14 protein-coding genes are annotated in these 18,408 nt (G+C 28.2%); 1 reads left to right on the top strand and 13 read right to left on the bottom strand.

Features of this window, described 5'->3' with window-relative positions; genetic code table 11:
* Window positions 1–20 precede the first annotated feature (20 nt).
* The 4 genes from H8923_RS11395 to H8923_RS11380 all read right to left on the bottom strand — a co-directional run bounded on the left by H8923_RS11395 (window position 21) and on the right by H8923_RS11380 (window position 5,037).
* Entirely contained in the window at window positions 21–1,229 is a 1,209-nt protein-coding gene (locus H8923_RS11395) for a NupC/NupG family nucleoside CNT transporter (protein ID WP_153925111.1), read from the bottom strand.
* 195 nt (window positions 1,230–1,424) lie between these two features.
* A complete protein-coding gene (locus H8923_RS11390; RefSeq protein ID WP_153925108.1) occupies window positions 1,425–1,907 on the bottom strand; it encodes a hypothetical protein in 483 nt (160 codons plus the stop codon).
* 118 nt (window positions 1,908–2,025) lie between these two features.
* Entirely contained in the window at window positions 2,026–3,768 is a 1,743-nt protein-coding gene (locus H8923_RS17515; protein WP_317982875.1) for a sensor domain-containing diguanylate cyclase/phosphohydrolase, read from the bottom strand.
* Between the two features lie 408 nt (window positions 3,769–4,176).
* Entirely contained in the window at window positions 4,177–5,037 is an 861-nt protein-coding gene (locus H8923_RS11380) for a bifunctional 5,10-methylenetetrahydrofolate dehydrogenase/5,10-methenyltetrahydrofolate cyclohydrolase (protein ID WP_153925105.1), read from the bottom strand.
* A gap of 729 nt (window positions 5,038–5,766) precedes the next feature.
* Here H8923_RS11380 and H8923_RS11375 point away from each other — a divergent pair.
* Window positions 5,767–7,122 carry an APC family permease gene (locus H8923_RS11375; protein WP_153925102.1) on the top strand — a complete coding sequence of 452 codons (1,356 nt, stop codon included), beginning with the start codon at window positions 5,767–5,769 and terminating at the stop codon, window positions 7,120–7,122.
* A gap of 122 nt (window positions 7,123–7,244) precedes the next feature.
* On the opposite strand, the gene H8923_RS11370 is transcribed toward H8923_RS11375, so the two are convergent.
* The 9 genes from H8923_RS11370 to H8923_RS11330 form a co-directional block, all read right to left on the bottom strand.
* The gene (locus tag H8923_RS11370; protein ID WP_153925099.1) at window positions 7,245–7,445 is read right to left on the bottom strand and encodes a hypothetical protein; all 201 of its coding nucleotides are present in this window, start codon (window positions 7,443–7,445) and stop codon (window positions 7,245–7,247) included.
* 217 nt (window positions 7,446–7,662) lie between these two features.
* Window positions 7,663–8,493 carry an energy-coupling factor transporter transmembrane component T family protein gene (locus tag H8923_RS11365; protein ID WP_153925096.1) on the bottom strand — a complete coding sequence of 277 codons (831 nt, stop codon included), beginning with the start codon at window positions 8,491–8,493 and terminating at the stop codon, window positions 7,663–7,665.
* Window positions 8,494–8,495: 2 nt separating this feature from the next.
* A complete protein-coding gene (locus tag H8923_RS11360; RefSeq protein WP_153925093.1) occupies window positions 8,496–10,196 on the bottom strand; it encodes an ABC transporter ATP-binding protein in 1,701 nt (566 codons plus the stop codon).
* A gap of 19 nt (window positions 10,197–10,215) precedes the next feature.
* The gene (locus H8923_RS11355) at window positions 10,216–10,767 is read right to left on the bottom strand and encodes an ECF-type riboflavin transporter substrate-binding protein (RefSeq protein WP_147541705.1); all 552 of its coding nucleotides are present in this window, start codon (window positions 10,765–10,767) and stop codon (window positions 10,216–10,218) included.
* A gap of 263 nt (window positions 10,768–11,030) precedes the next feature.
* The gene (locus H8923_RS11350) at window positions 11,031–13,016 is read right to left on the bottom strand and encodes a YgiQ family radical SAM protein (protein WP_153925090.1); all 1,986 of its coding nucleotides are present in this window, start codon (window positions 13,014–13,016) and stop codon (window positions 11,031–11,033) included.
* Window positions 13,017–13,237: 221 nt separating this feature from the next.
* Complete coding sequence (locus H8923_RS11345) at window positions 13,238–14,578, bottom strand: hypothetical protein (RefSeq protein ID WP_153925087.1); 1,341 nt, start codon at window positions 14,576–14,578, stop codon at window positions 13,238–13,240.
* A 247-nt stretch (window positions 14,579–14,825) separates the two neighbouring features.
* Window positions 14,826–16,067, bottom strand: a complete 1,242-nt coding sequence (locus H8923_RS11340; protein WP_153925084.1) for a DUF1015 domain-containing protein — start codon at window positions 16,065–16,067, stop codon at window positions 14,826–14,828.
* 27 nt (window positions 16,068–16,094) lie between these two features.
* Window positions 16,095–17,042 carry a D-2-hydroxyacid dehydrogenase gene (locus H8923_RS11335; protein WP_153925082.1) on the bottom strand — a complete coding sequence of 316 codons (948 nt, stop codon included), beginning with the start codon at window positions 17,040–17,042 and terminating at the stop codon, window positions 16,095–16,097.
* 66 nt (window positions 17,043–17,108) lie between these two features.
* A complete protein-coding gene (locus H8923_RS11330; RefSeq protein WP_153925079.1) occupies window positions 17,109–18,200 on the bottom strand; it encodes a pyridoxal-phosphate-dependent aminotransferase family protein in 1,092 nt (363 codons plus the stop codon).
* Window positions 18,201–18,408: the final 208 nt, after the last annotated feature.

Genomic DNA, 18,408 nt, shown 5'->3' with positions numbered 1-18,408 from the left:
ATTTTTGTATAAATTAAAATTTATAATGCTACTATTAATCCTACTACTAGTGCACTTAATAAACTTACTAAGAATCCACCTATCATACCTCTAAAGGCAAGTTGAGATAGTTGATTTCTTTTTTCTGGACAAAATACAGATATTCCTGATATACATATACCTATACTTGATATGTTTGCAAATCCAGTTAAAGATATAGCTAACATAAGTCCGGTTCTATAGTCTAGAGATTTTATAACTTCTCCTAATTGACCAAATGCTACAAATTCATTTAAAACCAACTTGCTTCCTAATAATTGTCCTGCAAGAGATACATCATGTGGTGGTATACCCATTAAAAATCCTATTGGAGCAAATATTACTGATAATATTTTTTCTAATGATAATCCAAATATACCTAATGCTCCATTAACTAATGCTACTAGAGATATTATGGCTATAAGAGATGCACCTATACCTAGTACCATATTAAGACCATCTGTAGCTCCCTGGGATATTGCAGATAAAATATTTTCATTATCTCCTTTATTATCTATACTTACCTCTTGAACTGTATTATGACCTAGATTTATATCTTCTGGTAACATAAGCTTAGAAACTATTATACTTCCTAATGGTACCAATGCTCCACCTATTAATAGATACTGCATTGGTATTCCCATGCCTGCATATCCCATAAGAACACTTGCAGACATACTCCCCATGCCTGAAATTAAGACTAACATTATTTCACTTTCAGTCATAGATTTTAAGTATTTACTTACTAATATCGGTGATTCAGTTTGTCCTAAAAACATATTAGCAACAGCAACAAAACTTTCTACCTTAGAAGTACCTAATATACTTCCTATAACACCACCAATTACCTTTACAACTGCTCCTATGACACCCATATAATACAACGCACCAACTAATGCTGATATAAATATTATATTACCTAATACTTGTATTCCAAAAACAACTCCAGTCGGGGCTCCTCCATCTGCTAACGATCCAAATACAAAATCTAGACCTTCACTTCCATAACTTAATATATTTGTTACAAAGTCAGATACTTTCTCTAATACCATTTGACCTAAAGGAAATTTTACTAATATAAATGCTATTAGAAATTGTATTACTAAAGCTTTCAGTATCATTTTTTTGTTGATATTTTTCTTATTCTCAGAGAATAAGTATAACGCACCTAGTAAAACTACTATACCTAATGTGTTTAATAATATTGTCATTTTATTTACCCATTCCTCTTTATACTATTTTTTTATTTATGATTTACTATTATAACTTCTATCATATTATCTTTTCAACTTTTTTTGACATTTTTCGATATGTTATACTATTCATTATATTCATAAAATACACTATAATTTGAATAAAACAAAAGCTATAGACCTTATATCTATAGCTTCAAAGTTAACTTATATTTAATTTGATATATTCTCTATTTTGTATAAGATATCGTAAATATAATTACAAATTACCAATGTTGCAAAACTAAATACTATACTAAAGAATAGTATTAAACCTTGTAATAAGATCTCATTACTATATTGTATATTTAATCTTAATGTCATATTCATTCCATTTATTGAAATAGCTAAAATAATTCCATTTAGTATACTTATTAAAATATTCTGATTTAGATAATGACTAAACATTCCAAGAAAAACTCCTATTACTCCATAAAAAAATAAAAATACTGTGCCACGGTAAAAATCAGCCGATAGAATCGATAAAGATACTATTATATATATTAAAAGACCTGCACTTGGCGACTTTTTACTTATTATATATATTGGAACTGTACTTAATAAAATAAATAAATTAAGTACATTTGGATGAAATTCAAGTATATACATGATCATAGTCACAGAAATTAAAAATATAGTTAAATATTTCTTTTTCATAATCCCCCTCCATGAACTGCCATTTCCTGTGCATTTTTATATAATATAATATGTTCTTTAGACTTAATAAGATACAAAAAAGGTGTTTTAAACCATACAATCTAAAACACCTTTTATATTATTCTATACTTTTTATAAATATATCTACTATTTCTGGGTCAAATTGTGTACCAGAACATCTTCTTAACTCTTTTATTGCATCTTCTTTTCTCATAGCTTTTTTATATACTCTTTCATGTACCATAGCATCATAAGAATCTGCTACGGCTATAATTCTAGAAAGTAAAGGTATTTCTTCTTGTTTTAGTCCTAGTGGATATCCACTACCATCCCATCTTTCATGATGAGTAAGAACATTTTTTGCTACACTTCCCAATCCACCTAATGAATTAACTATTCTATATCCTTTATCAACATGACTCTTCATTATCTCAAATTCTTCATCAGTTAAGTTACTAGGTTTTAATAGTATCTCTTCTGGAATTCCTATTTTACCTATATCATGTAATTCTGCTGACAAAATAAGTTCATCTAAATCTGAAATTTTAAGGTTCATTTTTTTACCAATATCAGTTGCATATTTTACAACCCTAATTGTATGCCTATTTGTATCTGTATTTTTATCCTTTAATAATCTTCTATATGATTCTAGTATAGAGCTCTTTACACTTTTACCTTGTAATAACTTCTGTCTGTAAAGCTTATTCTCAACTTTTTTTATGTAGTCATAAATATCATCATCAGGTGTATATCTTACAGTTTCTCCTAATGCTACACTTAGTTGCATATAATCATAATTAGATTTGTTACAATTATTAATTATTTTTTTTATAATTTCTTCACAGTTAGATTCATCACATTTCGGAACTAGTATCATAAATTCGTCCCCACCCCATCTAAATACATATCCTTTTTCACTGCATGAATCCTTCAATACTTTTGCTATTTCCTTTAGTAAAATATCTCCTTCTAAGTGTCCAAAAGTATCATTTATAAATTTTAATCCATTTACATCTCCCATAATGATTCCTAATGGATGATATTTTTCATTGTTCAATTCTTTCATTTTTTCTTCAAAACTATATCTATTATAAAGACCTGTAAGCATATCTATTTCACTTAGAAATCTTAATTTATCCTCTATCTTTTTCCTATCTGTAATATTTCTTGATAAACCTACAACTCCCCATGCATTTCCATCATTATTAATTACAGGTATCTTTAAGTTCTCTTCTACGACTTCTTTTCCCGCATCATTTTTTAATGTACATTCAAAGTATTTAGTCTTTTTGCTATAAATAACCTCTAAATCTTGTTCTATAAAAACTTTTGCTACGTCAGTATCATCATAAATATCTAGATCTGTTTTCCCTATTATATCTGTTATGCCTCTTTTGTTATAAAACTCCTCAAATGCTTTATTGTAACCTATAAATTTACTATCTTTATCCTTATAAAAAATAGATTCTGGAACTGCATCTATAATTGTTCTTAAAATATCCTTTTGATTATTAACCTCTATTTCTCTTTCTTTTCTATCATTTGTATCTACTAATATACCTGCAATCGCTTTTATGTACCCTTCCTTGCCCATTATGGGAAACATATGGCATTCCATATAACTGCCATTTACCATTGATTCACTTCTTTGTATTTTTCTATCACTTATACATTGCTTTATTTGCCTGTCATATTCTTCTGATACACTTGCTTGAAATACCTCTTTATTTGTTTTACCCACAACATCAGATAACTTTATATTAAAATTTTTTTCATATGATTTGTTTAAAAATATTATTTTTGAATCTACACTTTCAATCCATACTGGAAATGGTATATTTTCTAAAAATAACTTATATATTCCGTCTATATTAACACACCCTCCATCTTAAAACATTTCACTAATATATATGCTAGCTATCTACTTTACTATGTACACATTTTAATTAACTACTTTATTATAATACCCCTTCCAAATTTATACAATATTAGACAAAATAATATAATGAAAATTTTAATCACATAATTAAGATTTGACCTTAATATATTAATATTTATAATATACTTTATAATAATTTTCATTATTTTTTTAATATCTAAAGTTAAAATAAAAGTGTATTTCTCTTGAGTTACATGTAAGTGAAACACTTTATATAACCAATTACTGTATCCGTTGTTTTGTAAATATTTTAGTTATATCTTTTAATTTTGTAGTTGGGATTAGATAAAATAAGGGTTGTGCTAAATTTTAGCGCAACCCTTATTTTATCTAATCCATTATTTCAAAATTCATTTTATATAATTCAATAACATTTTCTATTAATGAATTAATTGTAGCTTTTCCCGTGCAATTGATTCTATTTGATACAACACTAGCTTTTCCTAAATTTACTATTTCATCTACATCAAAGTCTAATATTTGTTTTCTTCCAACATAAGTGAAGCCTACACCAATTACAGTAGCTCCATCTTTAATATCCTTAGCATCAACTAGATTTTGTCTACCCACACAAGATATCACTATATCTGCCATCTTAACTAACTCAGATAAATTTTTAGTTTTACTATTTGCATTTATTAAGGTTGCTCCTCGGTTCATCAGCATAGAACATAATGGTTTTCCTACATGATTAGATTTTCCTATAACTAGTGCTATTTTACCTTCTATTTCTATATTATTATACTCAAGTAAAGATATTACGCCTTTAGGAGTTGCAGGTGCTAATAGCTTATCATTACCTAAATTAATTTCTCCTATCCATTCCTTAGCAAAGCCATCTGCATCTACAGTATAATCTATTAATTTCATAAGGTATTCTGTATCTAGATGCTTATATGTAGGGAGTTGTAGAATTACTGGTATTTTTTCTTCGTTACATCTATTTATTATTTCTTCTACATCATTATTCGTACAGTCTGCTTCTAACTTTATTGCATTAACATTTAGGCCTGCTTTTTCACCTTCTGTTATCTTCCCTTTTATGTACCTTGCATTACCTTCATCATCTGAAGCATTTATTATTATAAACTCTGGCTTTCTATTTATCCTAGCCTCTATGGTTTTAGTTTCTTCTTTAAATTTATGTATTTTATTCTCACACATTTCTATCGCATCTACTATTTTTGTCATAATTCATCTCCTAATTTGTTTATTTATATTATAATATGTTTTCTTTATATTATAAATATTATGTTTTTAATTAGGCTATAAAATTTTATATTTTAAATTTTCAACTAAAATAGACACAACAAAATACAAAACACACTATAATTAATCCTAATATAAATCGTACTATAGCTGCAATAAGCAAAATTATTACTAATGAATCTTTAAGTGATCCTAAAAATAATCTCTAAGTAATCACTTTAGCTTTTTCTTTTAATTTATTATATCATTCAGCTTCTATTAATTTTTATATCTATTAATCTGATAGCCCCTGTAAGCTAGAATTTAGATTAGATAATACTTCTTCATATATTTTTTATAAAGCATCACACTTCTCCTCACAATAAAATTTATATTTATTATTTTATTGTGAGGAGAAGTCTATCATATTATTCTTTCATTTGATTTTAATAAAAAAACAAATATGTAATATTTTTCTAGGTAAATATACTTATATATTTTTTTACTTAGATAAAAATATATTAATAGATATATAATATATGTAATTTATTTACATAAACATCCATTTTTTATATTTTTTACAATTACAACCAATTTTTTTGTCGAATTATGCAAGGAAAATTTAAGGAAAACATTGTTTTTAAAAAAAAAAGTATTATAATAGTATTTGTCGTTAAAAAAACAAGTAATAATTCTTACAATATTTTTTTAAACAAAGAAAGGAATAATGACATGGAAAAGAAGAGTCTTCAAAAAAATCTTGGATTCGCTGCAGCTTTATCAACAGTTGTTGGTATGGTTATCGGTGGTGGTGTGTTCTTCAAACCACAGGCAGTATTTACACTAACAGGTGGAGCACCTGGTCTTGGTATGATCGCTTGGATAGTAGCTGGTATAGTTACAATAACAGCTGGTCTAACAGCTGCTGAAGTTTCAGCTGCTATACCTAAAACTGGTGGTATGATGGTTTATATTGAAGAAATATATGGGAAAAAATTAGGTTTCTTAACAGGATGGATGCAATGTGTTTTATTCTTCCCTGCTACTATAGCTGCAATATCAGTTATGTTTGGTCAACAATCAGCAATATTACTTGGACAAACTGATAATCAAGCATTGGTTATATGTTTAACTGCTGGTGTAATATTATTTATAGGATTTATAAACTCATTTGGGTCTAAGACAAGTGGTATTATTCAAACAATATCAACAATATGTAAATTAATACCTCTTGTATTAATAATAGGATTTGGATTAATTAAAGGTAACGCATCTAGTCCAATATTCACTCCACTTGTAGGAGAAGGTGTTAGCCCAGGTGGTGTTTTCGGTCAATTATTAATAGCAATATTATTCGCTTATGATGGATGGATTAATGTTGGTGCTATAGCTGGAGAAATGAAAGATCCAGGTAAGGATTTACCAAAAGCAATAGTTGGTGGTTTATCATTAGTTATGGCTGTGTACGTTGTTATAAACGTAGCTTATTTATTTGTATTACCTGCTGATCAATTAGCTCAATTTGCTTCGCCTGCTTCAGCTGTTGCAGAAGTATTATTTGGTAGAATAGGTGGACAAATAATAACTATAGGTATATTAATATCAGTATTTGGATGTATAAATGGTTACTTATTAACTGGACCAAGAATACTTTACACATTAGCTCAACAAAAAACTTTACCAGGATATAAATTTATAGGTTCTTTAAATAAAAATGATGTTCCTGCTAATGCAACAATGATAATGGCTGTTATATCTGCATTATATGCATTATCTGGACAGTTCAACTTATTAAGTGACTTATCTATGTTTGCTGTATGGTCATTCTATGTATTAACATTTGCAGGAGTTATAAAGTTAAGAAAAACTCATCCAAATATGAATAGACCTTATAAAGTTCCTCTATATCCATTTATACCATTAGTGGCTATATCTGGTGGATTATTCGTTGTAATAAACCAATTATTCTTTGCTGGAATGACAAACACATTAATGTCTATAGGTGGTGTTATCGTAACTATTATAGGTTTACCAATATACAGCTATATGGCTAAGCAAAATGATTCTGATTTAAATGATGCTGCTTAATAATTAAGCACGTTATATTAAATAAAAAGCATGTTTGATATTAAATTTATCAATACATGCTTTTTTATATGTTATATAAAAATAAGCCACTTAAATTATATATTAAGTGGCTTATTTTTATCTTAAAATTTATTATTATATGGATGCATATCTTGATATGAAGGTGTTTTTATATCAACTTTTTTATTTACTTTTTTTCTTACCTCTTCATTTTCATCTTCTATCATATCTCTTATTTCGGTATAAGTTTGACCATGATTAACTAAATCTGTTAATAGAGGACTTTCATCTAATATTCTTTTACTTTGTTTATCTTTTCTCATATTAACCTCCTTCTTTTATCTTAGGTTTCCACAAGAAATAAATTTTACTACTATTAGTTACTAGAAAAATTTATATTGTTTCATAACTTTTCACTAAAATTGCAAAAATATATTTTTTATGAAATTAATGTTAATTATTAAACTGCCCATTATTATTAATTCAATAAAAAAAGCTAGTCTCAAAATAAATTAACTATTTCAAGATTAGCTCTTTAACTTATATAAATGGATTATAGAATCTTCCACCATTCACTTTAACTAATATTATAGATAATAATACTATTAATACGAATAATATTATCGTAATATAATCATCCTTTGTGAAATCTTTTCTTTTATACCATGTACGCTTATTACTATTTCCAAACGCTCTTAGCTCCATCGCTATACTTATCTTATCAATTCTTTCTAAACTAGAAAAAATAAGAGGCATAAGTATAGATGCTGCATTCTTTATTCTTTTAAAGAGTTTCTCTTTATTAGATAAATCAATTCCTCTTGCTTGTTGAGCAAATGCTATATCCTTATAGTCTCTTTGTATATCCGGTATATATCTTAATGCAATTGACACTGAATATGCTGCCTTATAACTGACACCTAGTTTATTTAAAGATGCTGCAAATTCACTAGGATCAGTTGTTAATATAAATAGTAATGCCATAGGAATTGTTGCAAAGTATTTTAATACAACATTAAGTTCATAAAATAATTGCTCTGCTGTCACTGTATACGGCCCAACTAAATGAAACAATACCGTTCTACTACCATATATTTGTACCCCTTCTTCAGGAGAAAATACAAATATCATTACAGCATTTAAAAGTAAAAATATTAATATAAAGTAAAGTACAAATGAAATTTCTTTAAATTCTATATTAGAAATTTTAAATGCTAAGAGTCCTATAATAAGCATACCTACTAAAAGCCTAGTATCGTAAGTTACCATAGCTGCCACTGCCCATAGTAAAAAAACTATAAGCTTTGTGGCTCCTGTTAACTTATGTATAGGAGAATCTTTCTTTATATATGATAACATTTCTGAATTCATATTTATCTCACCCTCCTATCATAATCTATAAATCTTTTTATGAAAGATTTCTCATCATCTATTTCACATTTTTGAGCTAATTCATATAACGAAGTCTCCTTCAAATTAGCTTTCTCTATGACTTTATTATTTGTTAGTATATTTATAGAGGTATCATCTGCTATCTTTTCACCTTCTGATAATACGATTACTTTATTAGTGTATTCTAACATTAAATGCATATCATGAGTAATCATTATTATTGTAACACCTTGTTTATTTAGCTCTACTAAAAACTCCATTATCTCTGAATAATGTTTGAAATCTTGCCCCGCAGTAGGCTCATCTAGAATTATTACTTCTGGATTTAAAACAAGTATTGATGCTATTGTAACTCTTTTCTTTTGACCAAAGCTAAGTGCTGATATAGGCCAGTTTCTAAACTTATACAGTCCACATATCTCAAGGACCTTATAAACTCGTTCTTTAACCTCTTCCTCAGAGTAACCTCTTATTCTAAGCCCAAAAGCAACTTCATCAAATATCATCGACTTAGATATCATTTGATTTGGATTTTGCATTACAAATCCTATTTTTTCAGAACGCTCTTTAATAGTTTTATTTGCAATATCTCTTCCATCAAATAATACCTTACCTGATGTAGGCTTATAAAAACCACATATTAATTTTGATATGGTAGATTTTCCAGCTCCATTTTTACCTACAATACTAGCCATATCACCTTTGTTTATCTTAAATGAAACATTTTTAAGTATCTTCTTTTCTTCACTATATGAGAAGCTTAAATCCTCAACTTCAAGTATTGGAGAATTATCTTCCTTTATATTAGACTCTTCTATATTTGAGTACCAAGCTTTTATCTTATCTTTACAATTATCTAAATTTATTTTTTCTATACTCTCAGGATTAATTTCTGGAGTTATTTTACAATTTGCATATTTTAACGCAGCTATATATAGAGGTTCACGAACTCCGATTTCTTTTAATATATCAGTTGATAGTATTTCATTTGGTGTCGTGTCTGCAATGATTTCTCCGCCATCCATAACTATTATTCTATCTATATTTTTGTGTAAAACATCCTCTAGTCTATGCTCAACTATTATCATAGTTTTATTATTTTTAACTTTTATATTATCTATTAATTCTATAGCACTTTTACCTGTAAGTGGATCTAAACTTGCTAAAGGCTCATCAAATAAAAGTATTTTAACATCATCTACAGTTACTCCTGCAAGTGTAACTCTTTGCTTTTGCCCTCCAGATAACTTGTAAGGTGATGCTTCCAGCTCTTTATCTATATCTACTAACTTTGCAGATTCCTTTACCATAAATTTCATTTCAGACTGTTCTATACAGTAATTTTCAAGCTTAAATGCTATATCTTCTCCTACTGTTAAACCTATAAACTGACTATCTGGATCTTGTAGGACTGTCCCTATTATCTTAGATAGATCGAATATATTTTTCTTTTCTACATTTTCACCATCTATAAATAATTCTCCAGATACCTTTCCACTGTAATAAAATGGAACTAATCCGTTAAGACAATGAGCTAAAGTACTTTTACCAGAGCCAGAAGGTCCTACTATAAGTACTTTTTCTCCTTCATATATAGTTAAATTTATATTTTTAAGAGTAGGCTCTGATTGTACCCTATATTGAAAACTATAGTCCTTAAACTCTATTATCTTTCTTTTCATTCCTATCTCCTTCTACAACTTACTCTTCTATTCTTAAACTTCCGCTCTTCATCTTAACTTTAGAATAAGTAGATAAAATTAATGTCCCTAGTACTGCTACAGTGATCATATTAGATACTCCACCTACAATACCTTGTATAAATACTTTATTTGCAGGTTCTGCATATATTATTATATCTAATCCCGGTGCCACTACAAACCAAGCTATAGCATTTGCTATAATTTGAGTTATATTAAATATTATTATTTGTTTTTTACCAAATCCACCCTCTATATTTAGTTTCTTTGATGAAAGACCTATAACTAAACCAACTATACCTGATGCTATTACCCAACTAAACCAAGGCATACCATAGAATACTAGATCTTTTAATCCGTGCCCTATAAGTCCTATTAAAAGACCTGCTACTGGCCCATATACAACTGACATTAATGCTAAGTACGCATATGAAGTTTCTATATTAGTATTTGGTATACCTGTAGGTATTGAACCAAACCTTCCTAATATCATGAAAACTGCAGCTCCTATACCTATAGCAACTATAGTTTGTATTGAAGATTTTTTGCCCATATTCTCTTTCCTCTCTATTTTTAATTTTTATTTTATAAACATTTAAAATTCACGCAAATTTTAGTATAAATGTAATTAAAATAAATGTCAATATTGGTCGATTTTTTCTATAAATATCCTATTGATTCTTCTATCTCATATTTACTTTTTTATAGATATTTATTAGTTCTATTATTCATAAATTTTAATTATCATTTTATAATTAAATAAAGGATATGACATACTCTCATATCCTTTATTATTATCTTCTTGTATTTTTATTATTATCTTTTTTTCTTTCTATTAGTAGAGTTTTTGCTATTTCTACTACCTTGTGATTTTTTATTTCTTGTATTTTTATTATTCTTATCATTTTTACTATTTTTTGAGTTTCTTGATGAGTTACCTCTTTGGTTATTATTACCTTTAGTGTTTTTATTATTAGAGTTAGATCTATATCCGTATCCTCTTCCTTCTCTAGGCTTGATTAAACATTTAGGCCCATATCCAATTAAGTCTTCTCTATCAGCTTCCTCAAGTGCTGCATGAACTAAATCATAGTTTCTTGGAGCTCTATATTGAAGTAGTGCTCTTTGCATTGCTTTTTCTTGCTTCGTTTTAGGCACATATACTTCCTTCATAGTAAGTGGATCTAGTCCTGTATAGAACATTGTTGTTGATAATGTACCTGGTGTTGGATAGAAATCCTGCACCTGCTCTGGTTGATAGTTTGTATCTCTTAAATATTCTGCTAGTTCTATAGCTGAATTTAATGTAGAGCCTGGATGACTTGACATTAAGTATGGTATTAAATATTGTTTCATACCTAATTGTTCATTTATAGCAAAGAACTTTTGTCTAAATCTATCATAAGTGTTACCCGCTGGCTTTTGCATATGCTCCAATACTTCTGATGCAACATGTTCAGGAGCAACCTTTAATTGTCCACTTACATGATGTTTAATTAATTCCCTTAAGAACTTATTATCTTGATCAGCCATAACATAATCATATCTTATTCCAGAACGTACAAATACCTTTTTAATTCCAGGTAAGCTTCTTACCTTCCTTAATAAATCTATAAAATCAGTATGGTCTACTTTTAAATTCTTACATGGATCTGGATGCAAGCATTGTCTATGCTTACAAGCACCTTTTGTAATTTGCTTTTTACAAGCTTCTTGTCTAAAGTTCGCTGTTGGTCCACCAACATCATGTATATAACCTTTAAAGTCTGGTAATGTAGTTATATATTTAGCTTCATCTACTATAGATTCATGACTTCTACTTTGTACCGCTCTACCTTGATGGAATGTTATTGCACAGAATGAACAACTTCCAAAACATCCTCTTGAACTCACTATACTAAACTTAACTTCTTCTATCGCAGGTATTCCACCCATTTCTTTGTATATTGGATGATACGTTTTTTGGTAAGGTAGTGCATATACATCATCCAATTCTTCTCTATTTAAAGGTTTTTCAGGTTTATTTTGAACTAAAAATTTATCTCCATATGGCTCAACTATTACTTTACCTCTATATGGGTCCTGCTCATCATATTGCATTTTGAAAGACTGTGCATATTTCTTTTTATCTTCACAGATTTCTTTATAAGATGGAAGTAATACGTAGTCTTCGTATACTTCATCTAAATTATCAACCATATAACATGTACCATTTATATGTCTAATATATTTTGGATCAAAACCATTATTAAGAGCATCAGCAACTTCAACAATTTGCTTTTCACTCATTCCGTAAACTAATAAGTCAGCTCCACTATCAACAAGTATAGATTTTCTTACTTTATTAGCCCAATAATCATAATGTGCAAATCGTCTTAAACTCGCTTCTATACCACCTATTATTACAGGAACATCTTTATATGCTTCTCTTATTTTATTACAGTAAACTATTACAGCTCTATCTGGTCTACAACCCATTTTCCCACCTGGAGAATATAGGTCTTTATCTCTTTGCTTTTTACTAACCGAATAATGATTTACCATTGAATCCATATTTCCAGAGTTAACTAAGAATCCAAGTCTAGGTCTTCCTAGTTTCATAAAATCATCTGTTGATTTCCAATTTGGTTGCGCTATTATACCTACTTTGTATCCTGCATTTTCTAGTACTCTAGATATTATTGCTGTACCAAAACTATGATGATCAACATAAGAATCTCCCGTAACTAATACAAAGTCTAGTTGGTCCCAACCTCTATCTATTATATCTTGCTTGCATATTGGTAAAAATTTATTTTCCATATAATCACCTGCTTAATCTATCTTAAAATTTATTCTATCTTTTTTAATTCATCTATAAATCTATTTTTAACTCTAATGTATAATTATATCATAAAATAAGATTTATTTCTAAGAATAATATGCTTATAGAGGTAATTTATAGAAGTATATCAAAATATCTTATTGCTAATTTAGTTTTATCATATATTATAAAAAAAATCGAGATATGTATCTCGATTTTCTTATGCAACTTTTTGTATTCTATTTTCCTTTATTTTGTATTTGCTCCATTCAAATTCAACAAACATAGCTAACGCACCTATATTTAATGATGTAGGAATAAATAACAATATATTTAATAAGTTAAATAAAATTTCAAATTTATATACAGCTAAAACCCCTGCAAATATTAAAAGGCCTAGGTATGTAATCTTTTTATTTTTGAATATACCTTTACTTGTTTGACTTAAGAGATAATAAGATCCTAATAAGGTAGTCATCCCCGATAAAATTATAAATATAAACAATACTATTAAACCAAATCCGCCTGTTACACTTATTACAGTTTCAAAGTAAGAGACTAACCTTTGTAAACTACCTTCTTCAAAAGATATAATATCTTGATTTAATCCATATGAAGCTATGTATGAAGTTACTAGTACTGATACAACTACAAGAAAAGTAGTCATTACTGCCGATATTAATGCCGAAACTCTAGGATTTAAATCAGTTTTCGTAGCAGCAAGCGCTAATGTTCCAAGACCCGGTTCTGCAATTTGTATAACTCTTTGCATTCCGAATATAAGGCCTAATGGTATTCCAAATAACATGCTAACTGGATTTGTAAATCCAATAACCATTTTATTAATAAATATTGGAAGATAATCATAAGTTTTACTTAGAAATATTCCAAAGAATACAAAATAAGTTATAGAAGCAATTAATATCATGCTTATCATAGACCTTATAAATACATCTTGCCTATTTCTTAATGTAACAATAGCTAAAATTCCTATAATCGGAATAATTATAAATAAATATCTTTGTAGTTCATTGATTTGTATTCCTGCTACCTTATCTAAAGTAGTTATTATTATAGCATCCATTCCACTAAATTGAACTCCACCTATAGCAAAAACATACAAAAGGGTTAGTGATACTACATAAATTTTTGATGCATCTTTAGATATAAACTTTGCTATATATTCTCTAGGAGTCATATTAACAATCTTTGCTATTAACGTTTCACAATACGAAATTGGTATTAAAACTAAAGATCCCAACAATGCCCATAAGGCAACACCTTCTACATATACTTGTCCTCCCATATATAAAGTGCTTAGCGCTCCTAGAAATCCAATTATAATTCCGGTTCCCATCATAGCACCTAATGATACTGATGCTTGAGGTATAATGTGTAAAATATTAAATTTGCATTTTTCAGTTGTTAAAGATTTTATATTTAATAACACCTGAGCACATATATAAATTCCTACTAGCAATAAGAACGGTATAAATAATGGCCAAATTATATTAGATAATATAATTGTAATATTACTTAACTGTGATAAAAGATTTTCCATACTATCCCCCTATCTTACAATATTATATTTAATAAAAGTTTTACTAATCAAACAATTATTAGTATACTATCAAATTACACCTTCGTACACCTTAATTTTCAATATAACTCAAAATAAAAATTCTAATTTCTAACATCGCATCTATCATGTAAATTGTACTTATTAATTGATCAATATTCTTACAATAAAAAAGGATATTTCAAATATTCTTTAAAATTAAATATATTTTTGAAATACCCTATCTATTTTATATTTCATGTAAAAATAAACCACATCTTACTTTAGGTTCAAACCAAGTTGATTTTGCAGGCATTATTTTATTTTCATCAGCTACCATCATTAATTCTTCTATACTTGTCGGATATATAGAAAATGCAACTTTCATATCCTCATTTACTCTTCTTTCTAGCTCTTTAATCCCTCTGATACCTCCAACAAAATCTATTCTCTTATCATTTTTAGGATCATCAATTCCAAGAATAGGCTTTATTATATAATCATGAAGTATGCTAACATCTAAACGCTTTACTATATCTGTATTTGTTAATAAATTTTCATTAGCCTTTAGTTCATACCATTTGGAATTTAAGTACATTCCAAATCTTCCCTTTTTATTAGGTTTATATAATTCTCCATTCAATTCTATAACTTTAAAATTTTCTTTTATTTTGCTTATAAATTCAACCTCACTTAAATTATTTAAATCTTTTACTACTCTATTATAATCTAATACCTCTAAATCTTTGTCTGGAGATATCATTGCTAAATAGTAGTTAAACTCTTCTTCACCTGTATAACATTTATTTTTATTTCTCATCTCTTTAGCTATATTCTCTGCAGCAGCTGCTCTATGATGTCCATCTGCTATATATAAGTATGGTACTTTTTTAAATTCTGATACAATTTTATTTATAACCTCTTCTTGATAAATCCTCCAAACAGTATGATGAATATTATCATTAGTATAAAAATCGTAAAGTGGCTTTTCTATATCTATATAATTACTTATTATATTATTTATAGCTTCCCTATTTCTATAAGTAACAAGTATTGTTCCTGTATTTGCATTACAATACCTTATATGATTTGTTCTATCTAATTCTTTATCTGACTTAGTATATTCATGCTTTTTTATTACTCCATCTAAACTATCCTCTATAGATACACATGCAACTATTCCAATCTGACTTCTTTCATTCATTGTTTCTCTATAAATATAGATACATTCATTCTCTTCTTTTATTAAGATCTTATTTTTTCTAAATTTATCTAAATTTTCTTTTGCTTTTAAATATACTTTTTCATCATGTTCATCTATATTATCCGGCAAATCTATTTCTGCTCTATCGATATGTAAAAATGAATATTCATTATTACATGCCATAAATTTAGCTTCGTTTCTATCCATAACATCATATGGTAATTCTGCAAGTTTTTCTACAACTTCATTAGTCGGCCTTATCGCCTTAAATGGTTTTATTATGGCCATAGTTCTCCTCCTTTATCTAACTAGTGACTATAGCGCTACTCTTATATCTTTATCATTCTGGTCCTCTTTAAAGTAACTAATTATTATATCAACTATTTCTGAACTTATTCTACATTGAGCTTCTAATGTTGAAGCACCTATATGTGGTGTAGGAGAAACTCTAGGGTGACTTACTAGATTCAAGTTAATATTAGGCTCTGATTCAAATACATCTAATGCTGCTGCTTTTATTTTCCCACTATCTAAAGCCTTTATTAAGTCCTTCTCACAAACTAATCCTCCTCTAGCATGGTTTATTAGATATATTCCATCTTTCATTTTATTTATTTCTTTTTCAGTTATTAAATAGCCTTTTTCCTTTTCATAAGGTATATGAATAGTTAAAAAATCAGCATTTGCTAATACTTCTTCAAATTCACAAAATATATACTTAGAAGGGACATCCATTTTACCTAAAATATCATAATATATTATATTCATCCCCATTGCCACTGCCCTTTTAGATACTTCTTTCCCTATTCTACCCATACCTACTACTCCTAAAGTCTTTCCAAATATTTCAGTGCCTATATATTGTTTCTTCTCCCATTTACCTTCTCTCATTCTTACATTTGAAAGGTTTACAAATCTAGCAATTGTAATTATTTGACCTATAGTAAGTTCTGCAACTGAAACGGTACTTCCACATGGTGTATTCATTACTTTTATTCCCTTACTCTGTGCATACTCAACCTCTATATTATCAATACCTACACCTGATCGTATTATCAATTTCAATCTATTGCCCTCACAAGCTTTATCTATTATCTCTTTAGTAATTTTATTTTTAGATCTTATTACCAAAGCATCCACATACTTAAGTTTTTCTCCTAACTCTAATCCATCATAATACTCATCTATAACATTAAAATTTAACTTTCTTAGTTTTTCTATTGCATCCCTATTCACACCATCTGTAATCAATATATTATACATTTTCATACCTCCCAATTTATTATTTTACCGTGTATGCATTATCTATTTAAAATTATCTTTAGTTATCTATAATAAACTTAAATCTGTTTTAAATCCTAATATTTCATTGATATTTTTCAATAAAGATTTTACATCATCTACTGTGTAATCACCCATATGAGAGATTCTAAAAGTCTTTTCTTTAAGGCCTCCATAGCCATTTGCTATTTCATAGCCATATTTTTGTAATTCTTTATTTAAATTAGATACACTTATACCTTTGGTATTCTTTATTACGGTAAGAGTATTAGATAAATAATTTTCATCAGTAAAAATTTGGAAGTGTTCTCTAGCCCAATTTCTAACTATTCTAGCCATATCTTCATGTCTAGCAAATCGGTTTTCTAGGCCTTCTTTTAAGATTTGGTTTAATTGGAAGTTTAAAGCGAACATATGTGAAAGGGATGGAGTTGAAGGGTATTGATAATTTTTGCTTACAATGTATTCATACATTGCTAATAAATCAAAATAAGTCCCTCTATAAGGTACTTTTTTAGCTCGTTGAACTGCTTTATTGGAAAATGTGCAGATTGCCATTCCTGGCGGTAAGCCTAATGCTTTTTGCACTGATGTTATACATATATCTATTCCTAGCTTATCAACCTCTATTTTTATTCCACCTGCTGAACTTACTGCATCTACACAGTAAATTATATCATTGTATTTTTTAACAACTTCCCCAATAGCTTCTATTGGATTTCTTATTCCCGTAGAAGTCTCATTATGAGTTACTGTTATTAAATCATATTTTCCGGTAGAAAGCACCTTATCAACCATTTCAGGACTTATAGCCCGCCCTAGATCTACTTCAAACAAATCCACTGGTATCATATTAGAAATACCTATTTTATACCAACGGTTACCAAATGAACCACAAGAAAACACAGCTGCTCTTTTTGATGTACAGGATCGTATAGCTCCTTCCATTAATCCAGTTCCGGAGGATGTAGATAAAAGTATTGTACTATTTGTATAAAATAACTTTTGTAATTTTTCACTTATGTCTTGTTGCAATTGAGACGCTTCTTTTCCTCTATGACCTATTACTTGAGTAGACATACAATCTAGTATATCTTGACTAACATCAATCGGACCAGGTATAAATAACCTCTTGCTCATAATAAGCCTCCTTTCTTTAGAATAATAATCTAATTTAGTTTTAATATTTTAATATTTATAGTATGTTTTAAGACTAATTATGTCAATTTTATAGTTGATTTATTATATAATATTTATTTTTTCTAACTGAATTTTATTATATAAATAATAAGACTTAATATTCCTTTTAATCTTATAGTTATTTGTCATATTCTTTCTATCATGCTCA

The sequence above is a fragment of the Romboutsia faecis genome, from assembly GCF_014323405.1.
Lineage (GTDB): Bacteria > Bacillota > Clostridia > Peptostreptococcales > Peptostreptococcaceae > Romboutsia_E > Romboutsia_E faecis.
The sequence above is the reverse complement of the archived record's forward strand: the minus strand, read 5'-3'. Positions and strand labels throughout refer to the sequence as shown.